The organism is Jongsikchunia kroppenstedtii DSM 45133, assembly GCF_000380485.1.
GTDB lineage: Bacteria > Actinomycetota > Actinomycetes > Mycobacteriales > Mycobacteriaceae > Jongsikchunia > Jongsikchunia kroppenstedtii.
On sequence record NZ_AQYG01000051.1, the window covers coordinates 343,220 to 364,344 of the forward strand.

21 protein-coding genes and 1 other RNA gene are annotated in these 21,125 nt (G+C 65.7%); 11 read left to right on the forward strand and 11 right to left on the reverse strand.

The window, feature by feature from the left end; all coding sequences use genetic code 11:
- The first annotated feature begins 35 nt into the window (after nucleotides 1–35).
- Together G341_RS0119595 and G341_RS0119600 are read left to right on the forward strand one after the other, a co-directional pair.
- Nucleotides 36–365 (forward strand): ArsR/SmtB family transcription factor, encoded by a 330-nt coding sequence (locus G341_RS0119595; RefSeq protein ID WP_018180878.1) that lies wholly within the window; start codon nucleotides 36–38, stop codon nucleotides 363–365.
- Nucleotides 365–1,063: a cation efflux transmembrane domain-containing protein gene (locus G341_RS0119600; protein WP_026303921.1), complete on the forward strand. Its 699-nt coding sequence runs from the start codon at nucleotides 365–367 to the stop codon at nucleotides 1,061–1,063. Before G341_RS0119595 ends, G341_RS0119600 begins: the two co-directional genes overlap by 1 nt.
- A gap of 56 nt (nucleotides 1,064–1,119) precedes the next feature.
- Here G341_RS0119600 and ssrA read toward each other — a convergent pair.
- Nucleotides 1,120–1,489: a transfer-messenger RNA gene (gene ssrA / locus G341_RS23620) on the reverse strand.
- A 129-nt stretch (nucleotides 1,490–1,618) separates the two neighbouring features.
- Here ssrA and G341_RS0119605 point away from each other — a divergent pair.
- The 3 genes from G341_RS0119605 (at nucleotide 1,619) to G341_RS0119615 (ending at nucleotide 4,941) form a co-directional block, all read left to right on the forward strand.
- Nucleotides 1,619–1,858, forward strand: a complete 240-nt coding sequence (locus G341_RS0119605) for a hypothetical protein (RefSeq protein WP_018180880.1) — start codon at nucleotides 1,619–1,621, stop codon at nucleotides 1,856–1,858.
- Between the two features lie 57 nt (nucleotides 1,859–1,915).
- The gene (locus G341_RS0119610) at nucleotides 1,916–3,049 is read left to right on the forward strand and encodes an SPFH domain-containing protein (RefSeq protein ID WP_018180881.1); all 1,134 of its coding nucleotides are present in this window, start codon (nucleotides 1,916–1,918) and stop codon (nucleotides 3,047–3,049) included.
- A 68-nt stretch (nucleotides 3,050–3,117) separates the two neighbouring features.
- Nucleotides 3,118–4,941: an alpha/beta hydrolase gene (locus G341_RS0119615; RefSeq protein ID WP_018180882.1), complete on the forward strand. Its 1,824-nt coding sequence runs from the start codon at nucleotides 3,118–3,120 to the stop codon at nucleotides 4,939–4,941.
- A 59-nt stretch (nucleotides 4,942–5,000) separates the two neighbouring features.
- Here G341_RS0119615 and G341_RS0119620 read toward each other — a convergent pair whose 3' ends face one another.
- From G341_RS0119620 to G341_RS22665, 8 genes are all read right to left on the reverse strand, one after another.
- Entirely contained in the window at nucleotides 5,001–7,352 is a 2,352-nt protein-coding gene (locus G341_RS0119620) for an MMPL family transporter (protein ID WP_026303922.1), read from the reverse strand.
- Nucleotides 7,353–7,532: 180 nt separating this feature from the next.
- Nucleotides 7,533–8,003 carry an SsrA-binding protein SmpB gene (gene smpB, locus G341_RS0119625; RefSeq protein ID WP_018180884.1) on the reverse strand — a complete coding sequence of 157 codons (471 nt, stop codon included), beginning with the start codon at nucleotides 8,001–8,003 and terminating at the stop codon, nucleotides 7,533–7,535.
- A 41-nt stretch (nucleotides 8,004–8,044) separates the two neighbouring features.
- Entirely contained in the window at nucleotides 8,045–8,995 is a 951-nt protein-coding gene (gene ftsX / locus G341_RS0119630; protein WP_018180885.1) for a permease-like cell division protein FtsX, read from the reverse strand.
- A 54-nt stretch (nucleotides 8,996–9,049) separates the two neighbouring features.
- On the reverse strand, nucleotides 9,050–9,736 hold the full coding sequence (gene ftsE / locus G341_RS0119635; protein WP_018180886.1) for a cell division ATP-binding protein FtsE: 687 nt from the start codon (nucleotides 9,734–9,736) through the stop codon (nucleotides 9,050–9,052).
- Between the two features lie 61 nt (nucleotides 9,737–9,797).
- The gene (locus tag G341_RS23890) at nucleotides 9,798–10,193 is read right to left on the reverse strand and encodes an Rv3103c transmembrane domain-containing protein (protein ID WP_018180887.1); all 396 of its coding nucleotides are present in this window, start codon (nucleotides 10,191–10,193) and stop codon (nucleotides 9,798–9,800) included.
- On the reverse strand, nucleotides 10,190–11,146 hold the full coding sequence (locus tag G341_RS0119645) for a mechanosensitive ion channel family protein (RefSeq protein WP_018180888.1): 957 nt from the start codon (nucleotides 11,144–11,146) through the stop codon (nucleotides 10,190–10,192). The genes G341_RS23890 and G341_RS0119645 overlap by 4 nt, the downstream gene beginning before the upstream one ends.
- A 3-nt stretch (nucleotides 11,147–11,149) precedes the next feature.
- Nucleotides 11,150–12,268, reverse strand: a complete 1,119-nt coding sequence (prfB, locus tag G341_RS0119650; protein ID WP_018180889.1) for a peptide chain release factor 2 — start codon at nucleotides 12,266–12,268, stop codon at nucleotides 11,150–11,152.
- Nucleotides 12,269–12,279: 11 nt separating this feature from the next.
- The gene (locus G341_RS22665) at nucleotides 12,280–12,639 is read right to left on the reverse strand and encodes a hypothetical protein (protein ID WP_043452163.1); all 360 of its coding nucleotides are present in this window, start codon (nucleotides 12,637–12,639) and stop codon (nucleotides 12,280–12,282) included.
- Nucleotides 12,640–12,727: 88 nt separating this feature from the next.
- Here G341_RS22665 and hisN point away from each other — a divergent pair, with 88 nt between their 5' ends.
- Both hisN and G341_RS0119665 read left to right on the forward strand, forming a co-directional pair.
- Nucleotides 12,728–13,522, forward strand: a complete 795-nt coding sequence (gene hisN / locus G341_RS0119660; RefSeq protein WP_018180891.1) for a histidinol-phosphatase — start codon at nucleotides 12,728–12,730, stop codon at nucleotides 13,520–13,522.
- Nucleotides 13,523–13,549: 27 nt separating this feature from the next.
- Nucleotides 13,550–14,209, forward strand: a complete 660-nt coding sequence (locus G341_RS0119665; RefSeq protein WP_018180892.1) for an MBL fold metallo-hydrolase — start codon at nucleotides 13,550–13,552, stop codon at nucleotides 14,207–14,209.
- Nucleotides 14,210–14,285: 76 nt separating this feature from the next.
- Here the strand turns inward: G341_RS0119665 and G341_RS22670 are convergent, their stop codons facing one another.
- Nucleotides 14,286–14,576 carry a hypothetical protein gene (locus tag G341_RS22670; RefSeq protein WP_155827079.1) on the reverse strand — a complete coding sequence of 97 codons (291 nt, stop codon included), beginning with the start codon at nucleotides 14,574–14,576 and terminating at the stop codon, nucleotides 14,286–14,288.
- A 310-nt stretch (nucleotides 14,577–14,886) separates the two neighbouring features.
- On the opposite strand from G341_RS22670, the gene G341_RS0119675 reads away from it, so the two are divergent.
- The 4 genes from G341_RS0119675 to G341_RS24325 all read left to right on the forward strand — a co-directional run bounded on the left by G341_RS0119675 (nucleotide 14,887) and on the right by G341_RS24325 (nucleotide 19,515).
- Nucleotides 14,887–16,254 carry an acyl-CoA dehydrogenase family protein gene (locus G341_RS0119675; RefSeq protein ID WP_018180894.1) on the forward strand — a complete coding sequence of 456 codons (1,368 nt, stop codon included), beginning with the start codon at nucleotides 14,887–14,889 and terminating at the stop codon, nucleotides 16,252–16,254.
- A complete protein-coding gene (locus G341_RS0119680) occupies nucleotides 16,254–17,444 on the forward strand; it encodes an acyl-CoA dehydrogenase family protein (protein ID WP_018180895.1) in 1,191 nt (396 codons plus the stop codon). The genes G341_RS0119675 and G341_RS0119680 overlap by 1 nt, the downstream gene beginning before the upstream one ends.
- A gap of 13 nt (nucleotides 17,445–17,457) precedes the next feature.
- The gene (locus G341_RS0119685) at nucleotides 17,458–18,678 is read left to right on the forward strand and encodes an acyl-CoA dehydrogenase family protein (protein WP_018180896.1); all 1,221 of its coding nucleotides are present in this window, start codon (nucleotides 17,458–17,460) and stop codon (nucleotides 18,676–18,678) included.
- A 423-nt stretch (nucleotides 18,679–19,101) separates the two neighbouring features.
- Entirely contained in the window at nucleotides 19,102–19,515 is a 414-nt protein-coding gene (locus G341_RS24325; protein ID WP_051092894.1) for a transglycosylase family protein, read from the forward strand.
- A gap of 93 nt (nucleotides 19,516–19,608) precedes the next feature.
- Here G341_RS24325 and G341_RS22680 read toward each other — a convergent pair whose 3' ends face one another.
- A complete protein-coding gene (locus G341_RS22680; protein WP_245557062.1) occupies nucleotides 19,609–21,063 on the reverse strand; it encodes an MFS transporter in 1,455 nt (484 codons plus the stop codon).
- Nucleotides 21,064–21,125: the final 62 nt, after the last annotated feature.

Genomic DNA, 21,125 nt, shown 5'->3' on the forward strand with positions numbered 1-21,125 from the left:
TTTCTGAATACAGATTCTTATGTACTATTGAGCTCATGCAGACGATCCTTGGTCACGATGCCCTCACCCGGTTCGGCCACGCGCTGTCGGACCGGACACGCACCCTGATCCTGCTGAGCCTGCGGACGCAACCCGGCTACCCCGCCGAGCTGTCCGAACAGATCGGAGTGTCCCGGCAGATTCTGTCCAACCACCTCGCCTGTCTACGCGGATGCGGCCTCGTGGTCGCGGTACCCGAGGGCCGGCGCAACCGCTACGAGCTGGCCGATCCCCGGATCGGGCAGGCGCTCGACGACCTGCTCGGCCTGGTGCTGGCGGTCGATCCGGCCTGCTGCGACGCGGCCGCGGCCGACGGATGCTGCTGATGGCAGCGCCGCTGACTCTCGGCCCGAGCCCCGCGCGCCGCGCCACCCTGTCCCGACGAATCCGCTGGTTCGTCGCAGCGACAATCTCGTACAACGTCATCGAGGCGGTGGTCGCGCTGTCCGAAGGGACCCGTGTGTCGTCTACCGCACTCGTCGGTTTCGGTCTGGATTCGGTGATCGAGGTCTCGTCGGCCGCCGCCGTCGCCTGGCAGTTCGCGGGTCGCGATCCGCAGGCGCGGGAGAAGGTCGCGCTGCGCGTGATCGCGTTCTCCTTCTTCGCGCTGGCGGCGTACGTCACCGCCGACTCGCTGCGAGCGCTGTTCGGACTCGGCGAAGCCCGGCACTCCGTCGTAGGCATCGTCCTCGCAGCCGCGAGCCTCGCGATCATGCCGGTGCTGTCGTGGGCGCAGCGGCGCGCGGGCCGCGAGCTCGGATCGGTGTCAGCCGTGGCGGATTCGAAGCAGACCCTGCTCTGCACCTACCTGTCCGCGGTCCTGCTGGTCGGCCTGGTGGTCAACGCGCTCTTCGACTGGTCGTGGGCGGATCCCCTTGCTGCACTGGTGATTGCGGTCATCGCCGTCCGGGAGGGCATCAATGCCTGGCAGGGCGACGCCTGCTGCGCAGCGCCGATCCGAGAACAGACCGCCACGGGGGCGGACGAATGCTCGTGCTGCGACGGCACCCGACCGCGCGACTGACGCGGCATCGAGAATGAGAAAGGCCCCCGATCCGGAATCCGGATCGGGGGCCTTCACGGTGGAGCTGCCGGGAATCGAACCCGGGTCCTTCGCCGTGTCAGTAGGGCTTCTCCGTGTGCAGTTCGCTATGTCTCTACTCGGATCTCCTGGTCACGCGAACAAGCCAGGATGACGATCCCAGTCGCTGTTAGATGTTCCGTCCGACTCCGCGACCGAGCCGGACGGTGAGCCCCCTGAATGATGCCGGGATCCGGGGCGGAGGCACACCCGGGCCGACAGACTAGCCTTGCTGCTTAGGCAGCGAGAGCGTAGTCGCGCTGATTCTTATCGGCGCTTAATTGGTTGCTGCGACGCTTACGGTGGTCTCTAGCCTGCACCGACACGCTTCCCCTACCTCAACGCACGCAGTCGAAACCGTTCAGCCCCGAGGAAGGTCCGGTCCCGAGTCGTCTCTCGACTTCTCGCGGCCGGACTCTCGATTCTACGCGATACACGACCGCGGTCGCATACCGATTTTGACTAGGCTCAAGGCACCGAAATCAACAAGGGGGCTAGGTGGCCGACGACGTACTGGGACTGACCGGAACGGTGATCAATCCGATCCGGTCCAAGGGCACGCCCGGCGAGATCCTGGTGGCATTCCGCGGCGGCAGCGAGACCTATATCGCCTACGCCGAGGAGCCGATAGCCGAAGGCGAATCGGTTCTCGTCATCGCCGTCCGTCCGGGCCATCAGGTCGATGTCGTCCCCTGGCCGGTCGACTCCGCGCTGCGAATCGGCTTGCTGGACAAGTAATCACCATCCGCCCACCAATGGTGGGCGCACAACCCGACCACACAACAGGAGTCCGCAATGTTCGGATATCACGTCCCCAATCCCGACCAGGCGATGCTGATCAGTGGCGCCAAGAGTCGCGGCGAAGAACCCTTCCGCGTCGTCGTCGGCCACGGCAAGTGGGTCATGCCGATATTCCGCAAGGTCCGGTTCCTCACCCTCGCCATGAACGAGGCGGAGATCCAGGAGCGCTGCGTCACCGGCCAGGGCATCCTGCTCGACGTGCGTGCGGTCATCGCGTTCAAGGTGGCCAACGACAACGCCTCCCTAGTCAACGCCGCCCAACGTTTCCTCTCCGAGCAGGAGAGCGAGATGTCCGTCCTCACCGGCCGAATCTTCTCCGGACACCTGCGGTCCATCGTCGGCTCGATGACCGTGGAAGAGATCATCCGCGAACGGCAACGCCTCGCCGACGAGGTGCTCAAAGCCTCGAAGATCGAGATGGGCAACATCGGCCTGCTGGTCGATTCGTTCCAGATCCAATCGATCGACGACATCAACCTCGGCTACATCGAGGCCCTGGCCGCACCGCACAACGCGGCGGTCAAACGTGACGCACAGATCGCCCAGGCGGCCGCGAATCAGGCTGCGGCGCAGGCCGAACAGGAGTCGATCCGCAAGCAGGCGGAGTTCGAGCGCGAAACCGCGGTGCTGCAGGCGCAATACAAGCAGGACACCGACCGCGCCCAGGCCGAGGCGTCCCAGGCCTATCCGATGGCCGAGGCGCAGGCCCAGCAGGCTGTCCTCGAACAGCAGCGGCTCCTGGCGGTCAAGCAGGCCGAGCTGCGCGAGCAGCAACTGCGGTCGGAGGTGATCAAGCCCGCCGAGGCCGAGGCCGAGCGGGTGCGCGTGCTCGCCAAAGCCGAGGCCGACCGCACCAAGATCCAGGCCGAGGCGGCGGCATCGTTCAACAAGATCGCGCTCGATCAGCAGCTGATTTCGCAACTGCCGCAACTGGTTCGAGAAGCGGCCGGCGGCCTGTCGGGCGCCAACCTGACGGTCCTCAACGGCCAGGAAGGCGTCAACGAGACGATCACCGGGCTCGTCGGGCAGGGTATGGCCGTCCTCGGTACGTTGCGCGAATCACTGGGTTCGGAAGCCACCGCCGACGATGCCGACCAATCGGAGCTGGAGCGGGGCGACCACACCTGATCCCTTGATGCCGGACGCATTTGGCCGCTGAGCCCTCCTGTCTCCCCGGCTGCGGCTATCGTCCACGCATGACTACCCAGCCATCCGACGGGGCGGACGAGCAGGTCGAGTCCGTTGACCCGCCCGCGGCACCCGATGCGTCGAGCCCGGAGGACGCCCCGACGGAAGAGTCGACCCCGGAGAACGCCGCGATCCAGGAGTCGACCCAGCCGGCCCAAACCCCCACGACCGCAAGCAGAGCGGTGCGGGCGCAGCGTTTCCTCGTCAATCAGCTGCGGCGGTTCTCGTATGCCGGCCTCGTCGTCGCCGTGCTGATGCTCTGGCTCTCGCTGACGCCGTCGCTGCTGCCCCGCGGCCCGCTGTTCCAGGGCGCGGTCAGTGGCGGCAGTGCCGCGATCGGCTACTGCGTCGGCGTCTTCCTGGCGTGGCTGGCGCGCTACATGGTCTCCCGCGACACTGCGTGGCCGCAGCCGCGGGCGCGGTGGTGGCTGGGGCTCGCGGCGGTGGCCGTGGTCGGCTGGCTGGTGATGCTGATCCTGCATGCGCAGTGGGAGGAAGAGCTGCGGCGCCTGATGGACATGGAACTGCAGACGTGGACGGTCTACCCGATCACGATCGTCATCACGCTGGTCGTGCTGTGCCTGCTGATGACGATCGGTCGGGCCTGGGCCGGCCTGATCCGCTGGCTCGTCCGCAAGCTCACGGCCGTGGTGCCGCCACGTATCGCCGCGGTGTCCGGTGCGGCACTGGTGGTGATCGTGACGATCTTCCTGGTGAACGGCGTCATCGTCAGCTGGGCGATGAACACGCTCAACAGTTCGTTCGCCGCCGCCAACGACGAGACCAAGGCCGCCTCGGTGGAACCGACCAGCCCCCTGCGCTCCGGCGGTCCGGGTTCGCTGGTCAGCTGGGACTCACTCGGTCGTGAGGGCCGGCAGGTCGTCGGGGCCGGTCCGTCGGTCCAGCAGTTGACCGACTTCAACCACACCCCCGCGATGGAACCGATCCGCGTATACGCCGGGCTGGACTCCACCGACTCGATCCGTGATCGCGCCGCGATCGTGGTCCGCGAACTGCAGCGCACCGGCGCCTTCCAGCGCAAGGTCATCGGGCTGGGCACCTCGACTGGTAGTGGTTGGCTCAATCAGTCGAGCATGGATTCCCTGGAATACATGTACAACGGCGACACCGCGATGGCATCGATGCAGTACTCGTATCTGCCGAGCTGGCTGTCGTTCATCGTCGACCAAAACCGGGCGCGGGCCGCGGGCCAGGCCCTCTTCGAAGCGGTCGATGCGCAGATCCGCCGGATGCCCGAAGCCGAGCGGCCGAAGGTGGTCGTGTTCGGCGAGAGCCTCGGCAGCTTCGGCGCCGAGTCCGCGTTCGGCACCATCCCGGACATCGCGGCGCGCACCGACGGCGCGCTGTTCAGCGGGCCCACATTCAGCAACGAGTTGTGGGAGCAGACGACTCACGACCGCGACCGGGGCAGCCCGGCGTGGTTGCCCATCTACGAGCACGGACAGCAGGTTCGATTCGTCGCCGAGCCCAAGGACCTCGCGCGGCCTGATGCCCCGTGGCCCGGTCCGCGAATCGTCTACCTGCAGCATCCGTCCGACCCGATCACCAACTGGACGCCACGGCTGCTGTTCAACGAGCCCGCGTGGCTCAAGGGATCCCGTGGCCGGGACGTGCTGTCGTCGATGACCTGGATTCCGATCGTCACCTTTTTGCAGGTGTCCGCCGACATGGCGGTGTCGACGTCGGTCCCCGACGGGCACGGACACTCCTACCTGGAAGGGATTCCGTACTGCTGGGCCGCGATCCTCGAGCCACCCGGCTGGACGGTCGAGAAGACCCAGCAGCTGGTTCCGCATCTGACCCGCGACTGAGAACCAGAAAGGCCCCCTTCATCGAATGATGAAGGGGGCCTTTCTAGTTCGGGCCGAACCTACGACTTCGCCGACTGGTAGGCATCCGATCTAGGATCCTGCTGCTGCGATGGCAGCGGAATCCTGCGGATGGCCTCGCCCTCGATATCGACGTTCGGCAGGATCTTGTCCAGCCACTTGGGTATCCACCACGCCCGATCGCCCATGACCGCGATCACCGCGGGCACCACGATCATCCGGACGATGAACGCGTCGAAGAACACCGCCGCGGCCAACGAGAAGCCCATCATCTTGGACACGGTCTCCGGCGAGAGCATGAACGCCGCGAACACGCAGATCATGATGACCGCGGCCGATGCGACGACACGCGCTCCATGTTTGTAACCGCTGATGACTGCTTCACGCGCGGTCATCCCATGGACATACTCCTCGCGCATTCGAGTCACCAGGAACACCTGATAGTCGATCGCCAGGCCGAACACCACGCCGATCAAGAAGATCGGGAGGAACGAGATGATCGACTGCGGATGACTGATGATGCCCAGGTGCCCCTCTTGGAAGATCGCGACCGTGGCACCGAAGGTGGCCGCCACCGAGAACACGAAGCCGAGAGTTGCGGTGAGCGGCACCAGGATCGACCTGAAAATGATCATCATGATGATGAACGCCAGACCGATCACGAGGATCAGGTACGGGATCAGCGCCGAACTCAGCTTGGCCGAGATGTCGGACATGATCGCGGTCTGCCCGCCGACGTGGATCTCGGTGCCCGCATCCTTGACGGCGCTTTCCTTGGCATAGTCACGGATCTTTTCGACCAAGTCGTGCGTCGCCGTGCTGCTCGGCGACTGCTGCGGAACCACCAGCAACAGAGCCGTGTTTCCATTGACGGCCGCGACCGCAGGCGCGCCCGCCACGTAGGTGGTGCCGCTGCTATTGGTGCTGTCGATGAAGCCGATCGCCTTGCCGGCGGCCGCCTTGACGTCGCCGGCCTCCTTGGCCTGCACAGTCACATAGAGCTCGCCGCCGTTGGCGCCCTCGCCGAACCCCTTCTGCATCAGGGCGATAGCGGGACGCTCGGCGTCGGAGGTGAAATCCATACCCAGCTTGAGACTGCCGATCGGGATGGCAACGATCGCCAGCAGGATCAAGAAGGCGATCGCTATCGGCAACGGGCGGCGGCCTTTGGTAATCGCAATGATGAAGCGGTGTCCGTTGGACTCCATCTCCTCCGGCTCGTCACCGTGCCGCAGGCCCTTCACTCGCGGCTTGAACGCGAACCGCCCGAAAGCGCCGAGGAGGGCCGGGATCAACGTCAAGGCGCCGAGCACCGCGATCAGCACGGCCACACCGGCGCCGCCACCCATCTGACCGACGAACGGGATACCGACGACGTTGAGCGCGACCACCGCGATGATCACTGTCAAGCCCGCGAAACACACTGCGGTTCCGGCGGTTCCGACCGCACGACCTGCCGCCGATTCGCGATCCGGATCGACGTTGAGCTCACTGCGATACCGCGACACGATGAACAACGCATAGTCGATCGATACCGCGATTCCGAGCATCATGATGATCCCGGTCGCACTCTCGTTCATGTTGAAGATGCCGGCGCCAAGCGTGACCAGCTGCATCGACAGCATGACCCCGACAATTGCTGTGATGATCGGGATGAACGCGGCGATCAACGCGCCGAACGCCACGATCATCACCACGAAACCGGCGATGAAGCCGATCGCCTCGGACGCCCCCTGCTGCTGCACCTGCATCAGCGCGCCGGTCGCCTCGACTTGGAGTCCGCCGACCCGATGCTTCTTGAGCACGTCCTTCAGGTCGTTCTGCGCCCCGATTTTCAGATCTTCCGGATGGGTCACCTGATTGACCTCGATGAGGCCCACCTTGCCCTTGTTCTCCCCGGATTGACTCATCACCGCCGCGTCATTCGGGTGAGCGAGCGGGCTCGCAACACCGGTCTCCCCTGACGGAGCGCCATAGATGTACGAGTTGATCTTGGTCAGATCAGCCTCGGCCGCAGCGCGATCCGCCGGGTTCTTCGCATCCGCGACCTTCTTCTTCGCGTCTTTGAGTTCGTTCTGATAGCTGGGCATGTTCTGCAGGTCCCGGACCAGACCGTCCAACTCCGAACGGTGGTTGGCCAGACCGTCCTGCGCGAATACCACCACGCTCGTCGACGACTCGCGCGATTTCTCGTTGTTCGCGGGGAACTCTTGCTTGATGACAGTCATCGCCTTGCCGCCGTCGGTGCCGGGCAGCTCGAAGTCCTTGGAGAACTTCGGATTGAATATGCCGACCAGGCCGAACACCACGACGAGTAACGCGACCCAGGCCGCGATCACCCACCACTTATGTCGAAACGAGAACCGGCCGAGCCGGTACAACAGCAGTGCCATCAGTTTCCTCTCATCATCACCATCGGCCATGACCGATTTCGGTGTCGTCGATGACGTTACGGCAGCCTAACGACAGCGGCCATCCACGCATCAACGCCAAGCGTTGACTGTTCGAATAGATTGACTGGGCGAGCCGCTCGAATTCATCGCGAGATCTCCTCGGGCGGCCGACGCCCGCTCCTACATGCCCTTGACCCGCCGCCCCAGCTCGCGAGTGACCTCGCGCTGAGCGGTGCGTCGTGCCAGATCCTGGCGCTTGTCGTGCGCCTGTTTGCCGCGCGCGAGTGCCAATTCGACCTTCACCTTGCCATCGGTGAAATACATCGACAGCGGCACCAACGTCAGATTTCCATCCCGGATCTTGCCGATCAGGCTGTCGATCTCACGACGGTGCAGCAGCAGCTTCCGGGTACGCCGCGGCGCGTGGTTCGTCCACGACCCGTGTCCGTACTCGGGAATGTGCAGCCCGCGCAGCCAGACCTCGCCGTCGTCGACGGTCGCGAACGCGTCGACCAACGACGCCTTGCCTTCACGCAGCGACTTCACCTCGGTGCCGACCAGCGCTACGCCGGCCTCGTAGGTGTCGAGGATGGCGTAGTTGTGCCGCGCTTTGCGGTTGGTCGCAATCGGCTTGCGGCCCTTCTCTTTCAACTACTTCCCCTCTGACAACTCGCGACCGACCGGTGCGGACGTCAATTCCGCACGTAGACCCGCAGCGTCGCATAACCGGTGACGGCGGCCAGCGCAGCACCGACGATCACCAACCACGGGGACACAAACAGTACGTCGGTGTCGGAGATCTTGGCCAGGATATTAATGCCGTACAGATCCTTGAGCGCGTTGTCGAACAGCACCGTCTTGGCCGTGAACAGGCCCGCGATCGCCAATATCGAGCCGATCACCGACGCGAACACCGCCTCCAGGAGGAACGGCAGCTGTGTGTACCAGCGCGTCGCACCGACCAGCCGCATGATGCCGACCTCGGTGCGCCGGGTGTATGCGGCCACCTGAACCGTGTTGGCGATCAGCAGCACCGCCGCCACCGCGAGGACCAGCGCGATGGTGAACGCCGCGTTGCGCACGCCGTCCAGCACGCTGAAGATCCGTTTCACCAGATCACGCTGATCGAGCACCTGGTCAATCGCGTTGCGCGGGTCGCCGGCGGCGAATGGCTGCGCGGGGTCGGGTTGTTTGTCGGGCTGCAGCTGGTCGACCAGCGGACCGAAGTCGTCGGCCGACTTGGCACGCACTCGGAACGAACCCGGGAACGTATCCGGGGTCAGCAGATCGCGCATCTCGGGCTGATTGACGAACGTGCGCGTCTTGGCATCGTTGAGCGCCTCGGCCGGGCTGATGTATTCGACGCGGGTGACGCCGGGCATCGACTCCAGCTTCGACTGCAGCGCGGTGCATTCCTGGGCGCGGCAGTCCGGGTCCTTCAGGGAGAGGTCCATCTTGACGAAGACCTGCATCTCCACCCGGGACAGGAAGATCTTCTGGCTCTTGTCGGCCATCTGCACCACCAGCAGCCCCGCACCGAACATGCCGAGGGTGATCGCCGTGGTCAGAATCATCGCCACCGTCATGGTGATGTTGCGGCGGAAGCCGTTGAAGACTTCGCTGAAAATGAAGCTCGATCGCATGCGCTTGCTATGTCCTTATATCGGGGCAGTCGTGAGCGGACGGGTCGGGCGGGCTCAGCCGAGTCCGTACACGCCGTGCTGGTCGTCGCGTACCAGGCGGCCGCCACTGAACTCGAGTACTCGCCGCCGCATCGAATCGACGATATGGGCGTCATGAGTCGCCATCACCACGGTCGTGCCGCGGCGATTGACGCGATCGAGGACATCCACGATCTCCTCGCTGGTCTCCGGATCGAGGTTGCCGGTCGGCTCGTCGGCGAGCAGCAGCAGCGGCCGGTTCGCGATGGCCCGCGCGATCGCGACGCGCTGCATCTCGCCGCCGGAGAGCTCGTTGGGCATCCGGTCGGATTTACCCGACAACCCGACGTAGTCGAGCACCTCCGGCACGACCCGCTGAATCATGCTCCGGGGCTTCCCGATCACTTCCAGTGCGAATGCCACATTGTCGGCGACCGACTTCTGCTGCAGCAGCCGGAAGTCCTGGAACACGCAGCCCATCGACTGCCGCAGCTTCGGGACCCGACGCCCGGGCATCTTGTTGACATGGAACTGGCCGACGTAGATGTCGCCGGCGGTGGGCTTGTCCTCCTTGAGCAACAACCGGAAGAACGTCGACTTGCCGGACCCCGAGGGTCCGATCAGAAAGGCGAATTCGCCCTTGTCGACCTGGAGGGACAGGTCACGCAACGCGGGGCGGGCGGACGCCTTGTACTGCATGGTGACGTTCTGGACGCTGATCACGGCACCCAATAGTACTGACGAATCCGGGTGCTTCCGGGAGGTGCGCCTGCGGCGATGCGCGTCAGGGAATCCTCGGCACCGACGGCAGGCTAAAGCCTGGTGGCAACTGGAACGGTCCGGGCGGCGCAGGACTGCTCGAGGTCCCCGACTCATCCGGCATAGAGGTGGGCGCAGTCGACGCCGAGGAACTGGTCGTGGGCGTGCTCGACGACGATGACGTGGTCGGCTTGCGCCGGGTGGTGGTCGTCGGTTCGGTCGTCGGCTCGGTCTCCGTGGGGCGCGGCCGTTGCGCGAAGCGCTCGGCAGCAGCCTCTCGGGCCTTGGCCTCGTCCTGCTTCTGGTAGTGAGCAGAGGCCTGCCCGTACGCGAGCATCAGACCGATGAACACGACGATCAGCAGCAGCGTCGTGCTACGCATCCGGCCACCGAACACGGTGCGGGGAATTGTCACCTTCATCGGCCCGCCTCACTGGCGTCTTCGCCGCGCAGCGACGGCGACGACGACACATCCGGACTGACACTCGTGGTGGTGATCGCGCTGCCGGGCGCCAGCGCGATACCGGCCCGACCGAGCGCACGGATGATCCTGGTCCGCAGCGCACGACTGACCTCGAACTGCTTGCCCGGCAGCGTTCGCGCCACCAACCGCACCGTCACCTGATCCACCTCCACATCGATCACCCCCATGGTGGTCGGAGCATCCAGCAATAGCCGCTTGAGCTTCTCGTCGTCGAAGGCCTGCTCCCCCACGTCATGCAGGAGATCGGTGACCCGACCCACGTCGACCCCGGACGGGAACGGGATGTCGACGACCGCGCGAGCCCAGTCCTTGGACAGGTTGGTGGCCTTGACGATCTGACCGTTCGGGATGGTGATCACCTCGCCGTCGGACGAACGCAGCTTGGTCACCCGTAGGGTGACGTCTTCGAGCGTGCCCTCCGCCTCCGTGCCGCCGGTGACGGTCAGTTGCACGACATCACCGAAGCCGTACTGCTTCTCGGTGATGATGAAGAAGCCGGCGAGGAGGTCCTGCACCACCCGCTGCGCACCGAAACCCAACGCTGCACCCAGGACCGTTGCCGGAGCGACGAATCCGCTGATCGGCACGCCCATCTGATGAATGATGTTGAACGCGGCGATGGTGCAGATGATCGCGATCGCCACCCAGGCGGCCACTTGCGCGAGGGCGTGCCGGTGCTTGGCCGCCTCGGTCCGGACGAGGTCGTCGCTGGCCGCGAAGTCCTGATCGATGTGGCCGGTGATCCGGTCGACCGACCAGCGCACCACCCGGATCGCAAGGATCGAGCCGACGACCCACAACACGATCAGCAGGCCCGACGTCAAGAGCCAGCGAGTCCAGCCCAGCGTGCCCGCCGGACTGCTGAACGAAAGCGCCGTAATTGAAGTCACGGCTTAAACGTTCTGTTCCTGCGCCATCCGCCATCGGATGCCGGACTCGATGAACCCGTCGATATCGCCATCGAGAACGGCCGACGGGTTGTTGACCTCGTACTCGGTCCGCAGGTCCTTCACCATTTGATACGGATGCAGCACGTAGGACCGCATCTGGTTGCCCCACGAGGCGTTGCCGCCCGAGCCGAGCTCGTCGAGCGCGGCCCGTTCCTCCTGACGCTTGCGCTCGAGCAGCTTGGCCTGCAGCACCTTCATGGCGGCGACCTTGTTCTGCAGCTGACTCTTCTCGTTCTGGCAGGTGACCACGATCCCGGTCGGGATATGTGTCAGTCGCACCGCGGAGTCGGTGGTGTTGACCGACTGCCCGCCCGGGCCGGACGACCGGTAGACGTCCACGCGCACTTCGTTTTCCGGGATATCGATGTGGTCGGTGGTCTCGACCACCGGCAGCACCTCGACCTCGGCGAACGACGTCTGGCGGCGGCCCTGGTTGTCGAACGGGCTGATGCGTACGAGGCGGTGCGTCCCCTGCTCCACCGACAGCGTTCCGTACATGTACGGCGCCTTGACGGTGAACGTCGCCGACTTGATGCCGGCCTCTTCGGCGTAGGAGGTGTCGTAGACCTCGACCCCGTAATCGTGCTTCTCCGCCCAGCGGACATACATCCGCATCAGCATCTCGGCCCAGTCGGCCGCGTCGATACCGCCTGCGCCGGAACGGATATTGACGACCGCGTCGCGCTGGTCGTACTCGCCGGCGAGCATCGTCTTGACTTCCATCGCCTCGATGTCGGCGCGCAGCGTCGCCCGCTCGGCATCGGCATCGGCAAGGGCCGCTTCCTGATCGGCGCCCTCTTCGGCCTCGGCCAACTCATAATGGACCGGCATGTCGTCGAGGCGCTGGCGGAGCTCGGTGACGCGCCGATACTCGGCCTGCGCGTGCGACAGCTCGCTGGTGACCTGCTGGGCGTGGTCCTGGTCGTTCCACAGCTCCGGGTCGGCGGCCTGGTGTTCGAGCTCGTCGATCCGTCGCCGCAGCTCCTCGAGATCCAGCACCTTCTCCACCGTGGTAAGGGTGCTGTCGAGGTTGTCGAGGTCGGATTGAACGTCAGGATGCACGATCAACCAGGCTACCCGGCGGCTCCCGGCTGCAAAGCCGCGCGCCAGGTGGTCTCGGCCTTACCGGGCTTGTAACTCACCGGCAGCTCGTCGCCGACCCGCGGCCACGTCTGCATCTGGCCGACGATGTAGGTGCCGTACACCTCTGTCGGCGCGGTCTCCGGGCCCAGGATCGTGCCGGAGAGGGTGCAGAACATCTGACCGTTCTTGTCGGGCTCGGCCGGCCGGTCGGCGACGCCGGTGACGGTCAGCGTCCCCTGCACCATGCCGACCGACGACCCGCCCCCGAATGGGTTGCGGCCACGGAACTGCATGAACATGGCGATCGCCGCGACGATCAAGACCACCAGCAACACAATCGAGAACAGCATGTCGATCCGCCTCCCATGTCCGATTACGTCCAGGCTACTGATGCCCGCGCCGATCGCGGCGAGTTCGACGATCAGTACCGTGTGGACCATGTCGACCCCCGCGCCGATCGCCACTGACCTCGAACTGGCCCTGACGCTGGCCGATCACGCCGACACCATCACCTCGGCCCGGTTCGGGGCCCTCGATCTGAAGATCGACAGCAAACCCGACCTCACCCCGGTGTCCGATGCCGACCTCGCGACCGAGACGGCCCTGCGCGAGCTGCTGGCGACGAGCCGGCCCGACGACGCGATCCTCGGCGAGGAGTTCGGCGGCGACGTCGAGCTGACCGGCCGGCAGTGGGTGATCGATCCGATCGACGGCACCAAGAACTTCGTGCGCGGCGTTCCGGTGTGGGCGACGCTGATCGCGCTGCTGGTCAACGCGGTGCCCGTGGTCGGCGTCGTCTCCGCGCCCGCCTTGTCACGGCGGTGGTGGGCATCGGCCGGCGCCGGCGCGTTCACCCGGTTCGGTTCCGAGGATCCCCGCCGAATCATCGTTTCCGATGTGACCCAGCTGGATTCGGCGAGCCTCGCGTTTTCCAGTCTCTCCGGCTGGGCCGCCCGCGGCATCCGCGACCGATTCATCTCGCTGACCGACGACGTCTGGCGGGTCCGCGGCTACGGCGACTTCCTCAACTACTGCCTGGTGGCCGAGGGCGCGGTCGACATCGCCGCCGAACCCGAAGTCTCGTTGTGGGACCTGGCGCCGCTCGACGTTCTGGTCCGCGAGGCGGGCGGCGAGTTCACCAGCCTCGACGGGGTCGCCGGGCCAGGTGGCGGCAGCGCGGTTGCCAGCAACGGGCGACTGCAGACAGTGGTGCTCGACCGTCTGGCCCCGTAAGCGGGCCGCCCGGCGCATAATCGGGATATGCACCTCACGCACTTCGGCCATTCCTGCGTTCTCGTCGAAATCGACGGCACCCGAATCCTTTTCGACCCGGGCACGCTGTCGTCTGGTTTCGAGCAGCTGACCGATATCGATGCGATTCTGGTGACCCATCAGCATCCCGACCATGCGGACGTGGCCCGGCTGCCTGCGCTCGTCGCAGCCAACCCGGGTGCGCAGCTGCATTGCGATCCGCAGACCGCCGCGCAGCTGGCCGAGCTCGGCACCGCGGGCGAGTGGCAGCCCGCGCATCCGGGTGATCAGTTCGACATCGGTCCCGTACACGTGCGGGTGACCGGGGGCGACCACGCGGTGATCCACCCCGATATCCCGATCATCAACAACGCCTTCTACCTGCTCGACACCGCGGCGCAGCGGGCGGCCTTCGGGCATCCCGGTGATTCGCTGTTCGTGCCCGACGAGCCCATCGACGTGCTGGCCATCCCCGCTGCGGCGCCCTGGCTGAAGATCAGCGAATCGGTCGACTACCTGCGGGCCGTCGCTCCCCGGGTCGCCGTGCCGATTCATCAGGCCGTGCTCTCGCCGCCCGGTGTCGCCATTCACCACGGCCGGCTCGCCGAGATGAAGCCCGCCCCGACCACCTTCGTCGACTTCACCGACGGCAATCGCGTCGAAGTCTAGTTATCACAGGACCCGGCAGACCGGTCATCTGCCGGACGGGTAGATCGTCGGCCCTGCCTACTGGGCGCGGGACGGCTCAGCGTTGCTGAAGCACGTTGCCATAGTCGTCGACCGTGAGAATCACGGTCTTTCGCTGGTTCAACACAGTGACAACCACCCACACCGGCGTCCACAGAAAGACGGTGATCAGGGTGAGGATCAAATGGAGCAAGTGGTTCGTGTTCTTACCTTTGACCAAAACTGCTTGGTAGTCAGATTGAGACTCGACCCGCCAACCGCCGGCCGCAACCTCCCTGCTGATGCTCTGCGCCAGCGCAGCTTTCCGCTGATCCGGGCTGGCAGCTGACGGAAGGTTCATTTCAGACATGAATGAAATCGCTCTCTGAGCCAGCGACGGCTCCATCGGAATGCGATCCGGGTCAAATTAGCACAACGTGTTGTGCAGTCTGCGACCGACTTCGCGCCGCGGCGCCGATCAGAATGCGCCCGCGGCGAGGAGCCGGTTTCCGCGATCGATACCGCACCGACACGGCCGCAATATGCGAGCTCTGCCGACCGAGTGATGGGTCGGTAGTGACATCATCCTTACCGCGGAGTAAGGTCGTTCTTACTGCCGAGTAAGTTCGGCTCTAGCGACTCCGCTAGACCCCCGTTCCGACGAGAAACAGCTGGTGAGAATGAGTACTGACACCGAGCCCCGCGACACCTCCGCGGTAGGCAAGAACCCCCGGAAACTGACCCCGATCGGCGCGGCCATGCGCGTGCTGACCACGGTCACCGGTTCGGACCTCGCTCAGAAGTACAACCTGGCCGAGCCGATCAACCGCGTCGCCTTCCAGGGCACCAAGACCGGCTTTCAGGCGCTCGGCGCCGCGAACCGCGCCTTCAAAAAGGTCCAGGGCGACAGCGCCCCCAAGCGTCTGTCGACCGGTCCGAAGGATCTGTTCGACCTGACCCCGGACGACGAGCAGCAGATGATCGCCGAGACGGTCAAGGACTTCTCGACCGAGATCCTGCGCCCCGCCGCCTACGATGCCGACAACGCCGCGGCCGCGCCGGAGGACATCCTCAAGCGCGCCGCCGAGCTCGGCATCACCATGGTCAACGTCCCCGAGGAGTTCGACGGCGCCGCCAGCTCGCGCGGCGTGGTCACCAACGCGCTGGTCGCCGAGGCGATGGCCTACGGCGACATGGGCCTGGCCCTGCCGATTCTGGCGCCGTCCGGCGTCGCCGCCACGCTCACCCAGTTCGGCTCAGACGGCCAGCAGAAGACCTACCTGCCCGACTTCGCAGGTGACAACGTGCCGCAGTCGGCCGTCGTGATCGCCGAGCCGCGGCCGCTGTTCGACGCCTTCGACATCAAGACCAAGGCCACCCGCGCGCCCAGCGGCTACCTGCTCAACGGCGTGAAGTCGTTCGTGCCGGCCGCAGGCAGCGCCGAGCTGTTCATCGTCGGTGCCGTGCTCGACGGCCGTCCGGCGCTGTTCATCGTCGAGTCCGACAGCAAGGGCTTGGTCGTCGAGGCCGACCCGAGCATGGGCGTGCGCGCCGCAGGCCTCGGCCGACTGCTGCTGAACGACGTGTCGGTGCCAGCCTCGGCGCTGCTGGGCGAGTCCGAGGGCGACGCCGCCTTCGCCGCCTACCGCGACGTCGTGCGGCTGTCCCGCCTGGGCTGGTCGGCCCTGGCCGTGGGCACCTCGCAGGCTGTACTCGACTACGTGATCCCCTACGTCAACGAGCGCGAGGCGTTCGGCGAGCCGATCTCGAACCGGCAGGCCGTGGCGTTCATGGTCGCCAACATCGCGACCGAGCTGGAGTCGATCCGCCTCGTCACCCTGCGCGGCGCGGCCCGCGCGGAGCAGGGGCTGTCGTTCGCCCGCGAGGCGGCTCTGGCCCGAAAGCTGTGCGCCGACAAGGGCATGCAGATCGGCAGCGACGGTGTGCAGCTGCTCGGTGGCCACGGCTTCACCAAGGAGCATCCGGTCGAGCGCTGGTACCGCGATCTGCGGGCCACCGCCATCGGTGAAGGCGTTGTCGTTCTCTGATGACTATCAACCTGGAGCTTCCGGAGAAGCTGACGACACGGGGTGAGGCACTGCATGCCTTCGCCGAGAACGCATTCCGGCCGATCTCACGCAAATACGATCGGCAAGAACATGACAAGCCCGTCGAGCTCGATCAGTTCGCCGAACTGGTCGCGGCCAACCGCAACAGCGCGAGCGGCGAGAAGTCGGACAAGCCTAAGAAGGACGGCACCGTCAACGGCGCCAACATGGTCGGCGTGCTGACCGCCATCGAAATGGCCTGGGGCGACGTGGGTCTGATGCTCGCACTGCCCGGCCGCGGCCTGGGCAACGCGGCGATCGATGCGGTCGCGAACGAGGAGCAGCTCAAGGAGTACGGCTCGGTATACGCCGCGATGGCGATCACCGAACCCGGCTTCGGCTCCGACTCGGCGGCGGTGTCGACCACCGCAACCAAGGACGGCGACGACTACATCATCAACGGCGAGAAGATCTTCGTCACCGACGGTTCGCGCTGCAGCCACATCGTGGTGTGGGCGACGCTGGACAAGAGCCAGGGCCGCGCGGCGATCAAGAGCTTCGTGGTGCCGCGGGATGCCGAGGGCGTCACCGTGGTTCGACTCGAGCACAAGCTGGGCATCAAGGCGTCCGACACGGCGGCGATCCGCTTCGAGGATGTCCGGGTGCCGGCCACGGCGCTGCTCGGTTCGCCCGAGATCGACACCAAGAAGAGCTTCAGCGGTGTCATGCAGACCTTCGACAACACCCGCCCGGCCGTGGCCGGCATGGCGGTCGGAGTCGCGCGGGCGGCGCTCGAAGAGTTGCGAAAGGCTCTGGAAGAGGCCGGGGTCGAGATCGATTACGACACCCCGATCAACAACCAGACCGGTGCGGCGGCGGAGTTCCTGCGCTTGGAGGCCGACTACGAGGCCTCGTATCTGCTCGCGCTGCGCGCAGCGTGGATGGCCGACAACAAGCAGCCGAACTCGACCGAGGCGTCGATGTCGAAGGCCAAGGCCGGACGCACCGTCACCGATGTCACCACTCGCGCAGTGGAATTGCTCGGCTCGCTGGGGTACTCCGAAGACCTGCTGGTCGAGAAGTGGGCCCGCGATTCGAAGATCCTGGACATCTTCGAGGGCACCCAGCAGATCCAGAACCTGATCATCGCCCGGCGCATCCTGGGCAAGCCGAGCTCCGAGCTGAAGTAGGGAGGAAGCGAACATGCCTATCAATCTTGAGCTTCCCCGCAAGCTGCAACCGACTATCGATCAGGCGCATGCCGCGGCAGCGCAGATCTTCCGGCCGATCTCCCGCAAGTACGACCTGGCCGAGCACGAGTACCCGGTCGAGCTCGACACGCTGGCGAGCCTGTACGACGGCCTCGCGGCCACCGGCCAGGCCGGTGCCGGCGCCGACGGCGGCCGGTCGCACAAGCCGAGCAAGCCGCAGGCCGAGGGTGCGGTGTCGAACGGCGGCAACATGCAGGCCGCGCTAAACGCACTCGAAGTGTGTTGGGGCGACACCGGTTTGCTGCTCAGCATCCCCTACCAGGGCCTGGGCAACTCCGCGATCGCTGCGGTGGCGACCGATGAGCAGCTGAAGATGCTCGGCAAGGTGTGGGCCGCGATGGCCATCACCGAGCCCAGCTTCGGCTCCGATTCGGCGGCCGTGACGACGACCGCCACCCGCGACGGCGATGACTACATCATCAACGGCGAGAAGATCTTCGTCACCGCGGGTTCGCGCGCCACGCACATCGTCGTGTGGGCGTCGGTGGATCGCAGCCTCGGCCGCGCGGCCATCAAGAGCTTCGTCGTCCCCCGTGACAGCGAGGGTCTTACGGTCGTGCGGCTCGAGCACAAGCTCGGCATCCGCGCTTCCGACACGGCGGTGCTGCGCTTCGACAACGTCCGGGTCTCCAAGGACCATCTCCTCGGTTCCCCCGAGGTGGACGTCAAGAAGGGCTTCGGCGGCGTCATGCAGACGTTCGACAACACCCGCCCGCTGGTGGGTGCGATGGGCGTCGGCGTCACCCGGGCGGCGCTGGAGGAGCTGCGAAAGCTGTTGGAGGAGGCCGGAATCGAGATCGACTACGACCGCCCGCCGGCCTTGCAGCATGCGGCCGCGGCGGAGTTCATCCGGATGGAGGCCGACTACGAGGCCGCCTATCTGCACGTGATGCGCGCCGCGTGGATGGCCGACAACAAGCAGCCGAACTCGAAGGAAGCGTCGATGGCCAAGGCCAAGGCCGGTCGCACAGTGGTCGACGTGACCACGAAGTCGGTCGAGCTCGCCGGGTCCGTCGGCTACTCCGAGCGCACGCTGATGGAGAAGTGGGCCCGCGACTCGAAGATCCTGGACATCTTCGAGGGCACCCAGCAGATCCAGAACCTGGTGATCGCTCGCCGGGTGCTCGACAAGAGCAGTTCCGACCTGAAGTAGGCGTATCCGAAGGTCCGCATCGGCCCCGTCGCGAGTTCTCGTGACGGGGCCGATCGTTGTCTGCAGCCCCTCCCCTCCCGCCGTCCCCATGCCCCTCAGGCGACCCGATGTGCACTCCCGGGGACAGCACCGAACTCACGCGCGCATGCGTCACTTGAGGCAACAGTAATACGGTCAAATCCGGCGCAATTTGTGTGATTCAAGTCACATATTGCAAATTATTTTCGAGCCATTTTGAATGCCGAATTACAAATATGTAATTCATCATTGCGTATGCCTTGAGCTGCCTACTTGGGAAATATGCCATCGGTGCGCACACTCGTCCGCGGCGCCATCCGACGGATTCGGACATCACGGTTCGGTATACAACTCCGCGTTTCGTTCCGTACCGTGCTGCGCAGTTCACGAAAGGAGCTGTGCGACATGGAAAAACACCAGGGCGCCAGGGGACGGCCAGCTCGCACGACGGTGCTGCGCACCGCACTCGCCGGCGTTGCCATCGCCGCTCCGCTCGCGTTGGCGACACCGGCGACGGCGTCAGCCGCCGTGCATAACTGGGACGCGGTCGCCCAATGCGAGTCCAGCGGCAACTGGGCGGCCAACACCGGCAACGGCTTCTTCGGCGGCCTGCAGTTCACGCTCAGCACCTGGCAGGCGTACGGCGGCGTTGGGAATCCGGCCGACGCGTCACGCGCCCAGCAGATCGCGGTGGCTGAACGAGTCCTCGCCGGCCAGGGCGTCGGCGCGTGGCCGGTGTGCGGCAAGTACCTCGGCGACCCGGGCCTCGGCAGCCTCGACCTCGGCAGCCTGCTCGGCGGCCTCGACTTCGGCAGCTGACCGACACCGAACGCCGTTCGGACACAATAGACTTCGGCCCCCGCCCGCGACGATCCGCGGGCGGGGGCCGAATTCAATCGCCAACCGGCAGGCTCAGCCGACCAGTTCCAGCTCGCCCGATTCCTCGACCTCGACCTCCTCGGCCTCCGGACGGTCGCCCTGGGTGAGGAACATCAGCAGCATGCCGGCGATCAGGATCACCCCGGCCACCAGGAACGCGGTCTGCGTGCCGGCGGTGAAGGCGTGCGTGGAACCCGCGCCTCCCCCGGCCGCACCGAACACCGCGACCAGAACCGCCAGCCCGAGCGTGCCACCGAGCTGCTGCATTGTGTTGACCAGGCCGGATGCGGCGCCCGAGTCCTCGGGCGCGACGCCCGCGAGAGACGCCGTCGTGAGCGACAGGAACGAGGTCCCACCGCCGAGACCGATGAGGATGAACGGCACCACGATCGACGCATAGGACGTGCTCGTATCGATTCCGGACAGCCAGAGCATGCCGACGGCGGCCAGGCCGAACCCGACCATGAGCAGCATGCGTCGGCTGAACCGGCCGACGAGATAGCGCGCCGACAACTGGGTGGACGAGAAGACGGCCGCAGTCATCGGCAGATATGCGAGACCGGTCATCAACGGGCTGAACTTCATGACGTCCTGCATGAACTGCGTAAGGAAGAACATCATGCCCATCATCCCGGCGACCATCACCAACCGGCCGGCGAAGGCCGACGACCGAGAAACGTTGGCGAACAACCGAAGCGGCGTGATCGGCTCGGCGGCATAGCGTTCGTTGACGACGAAGCCGACCAGCAGGGCGGCGCCGACCAGCAGCGCCGTGATGGTCACCGGCTTCGCCCAGCCATTGGACGCTGCGTTCACCAGCCCGTAGACGAGCGATCCGATGCCCAGCGTGGACGATGCCGCGCCGATGAAGTCGAACCGCTTGCTGGCCCGGCCGGTCGCCGGGAGCGCGATGGCGCCCAGCAGCAGCACCAGCAGACCGATCGGCACGTTGACGTAGAAGACCCAGCGCCAGTCGAGCGCCTGGACCAGCGTTCCGCCGAGCACCAGGCCCAGCGAGAACCCGCCGACCGAGACCGCGGTGAAGAGGCCCATCGCGCGGTTCCGCGGTCGGCCCTCCGGGAACATGGTCATGAGCAGCGCCAATGCGGCCGGCGCGGCGACCGCGGCGCCGATCCCCTGGACCGCACGCGAGGCGAGCAGCATCGCCGAATCGGTGGCGACGCCGCCGACCATCGAGGCGACTACAAACAGCGACAACCCGGCCAAGAAGGTTCGGCGACGTCCCAGGATGTCGCCCATCCGCGCGCCGAGCAGCAGCAGGCCGCCGAACGTCAGAGTGTAGGCGTTGAGCACCCACGACAGATTGGCCGACGAAAAGCCAAGCGCCCGTTGGATATCAGGCAATGCGACGTTGACGATGGTGGCGTCGACGACGACCATCAGCTGGCAGCCGAGAACTGCCGCCAGCGCGAGAGCCGCAATGCGCTGCGGGGTCAGCACACCGCTGGCGCCCCGCAATGAAGACATGGATAAGGAAGGAAGGGACATGTACGGCTTCTCCTATGGTTCGGAGTAGACTCGTGGACAGA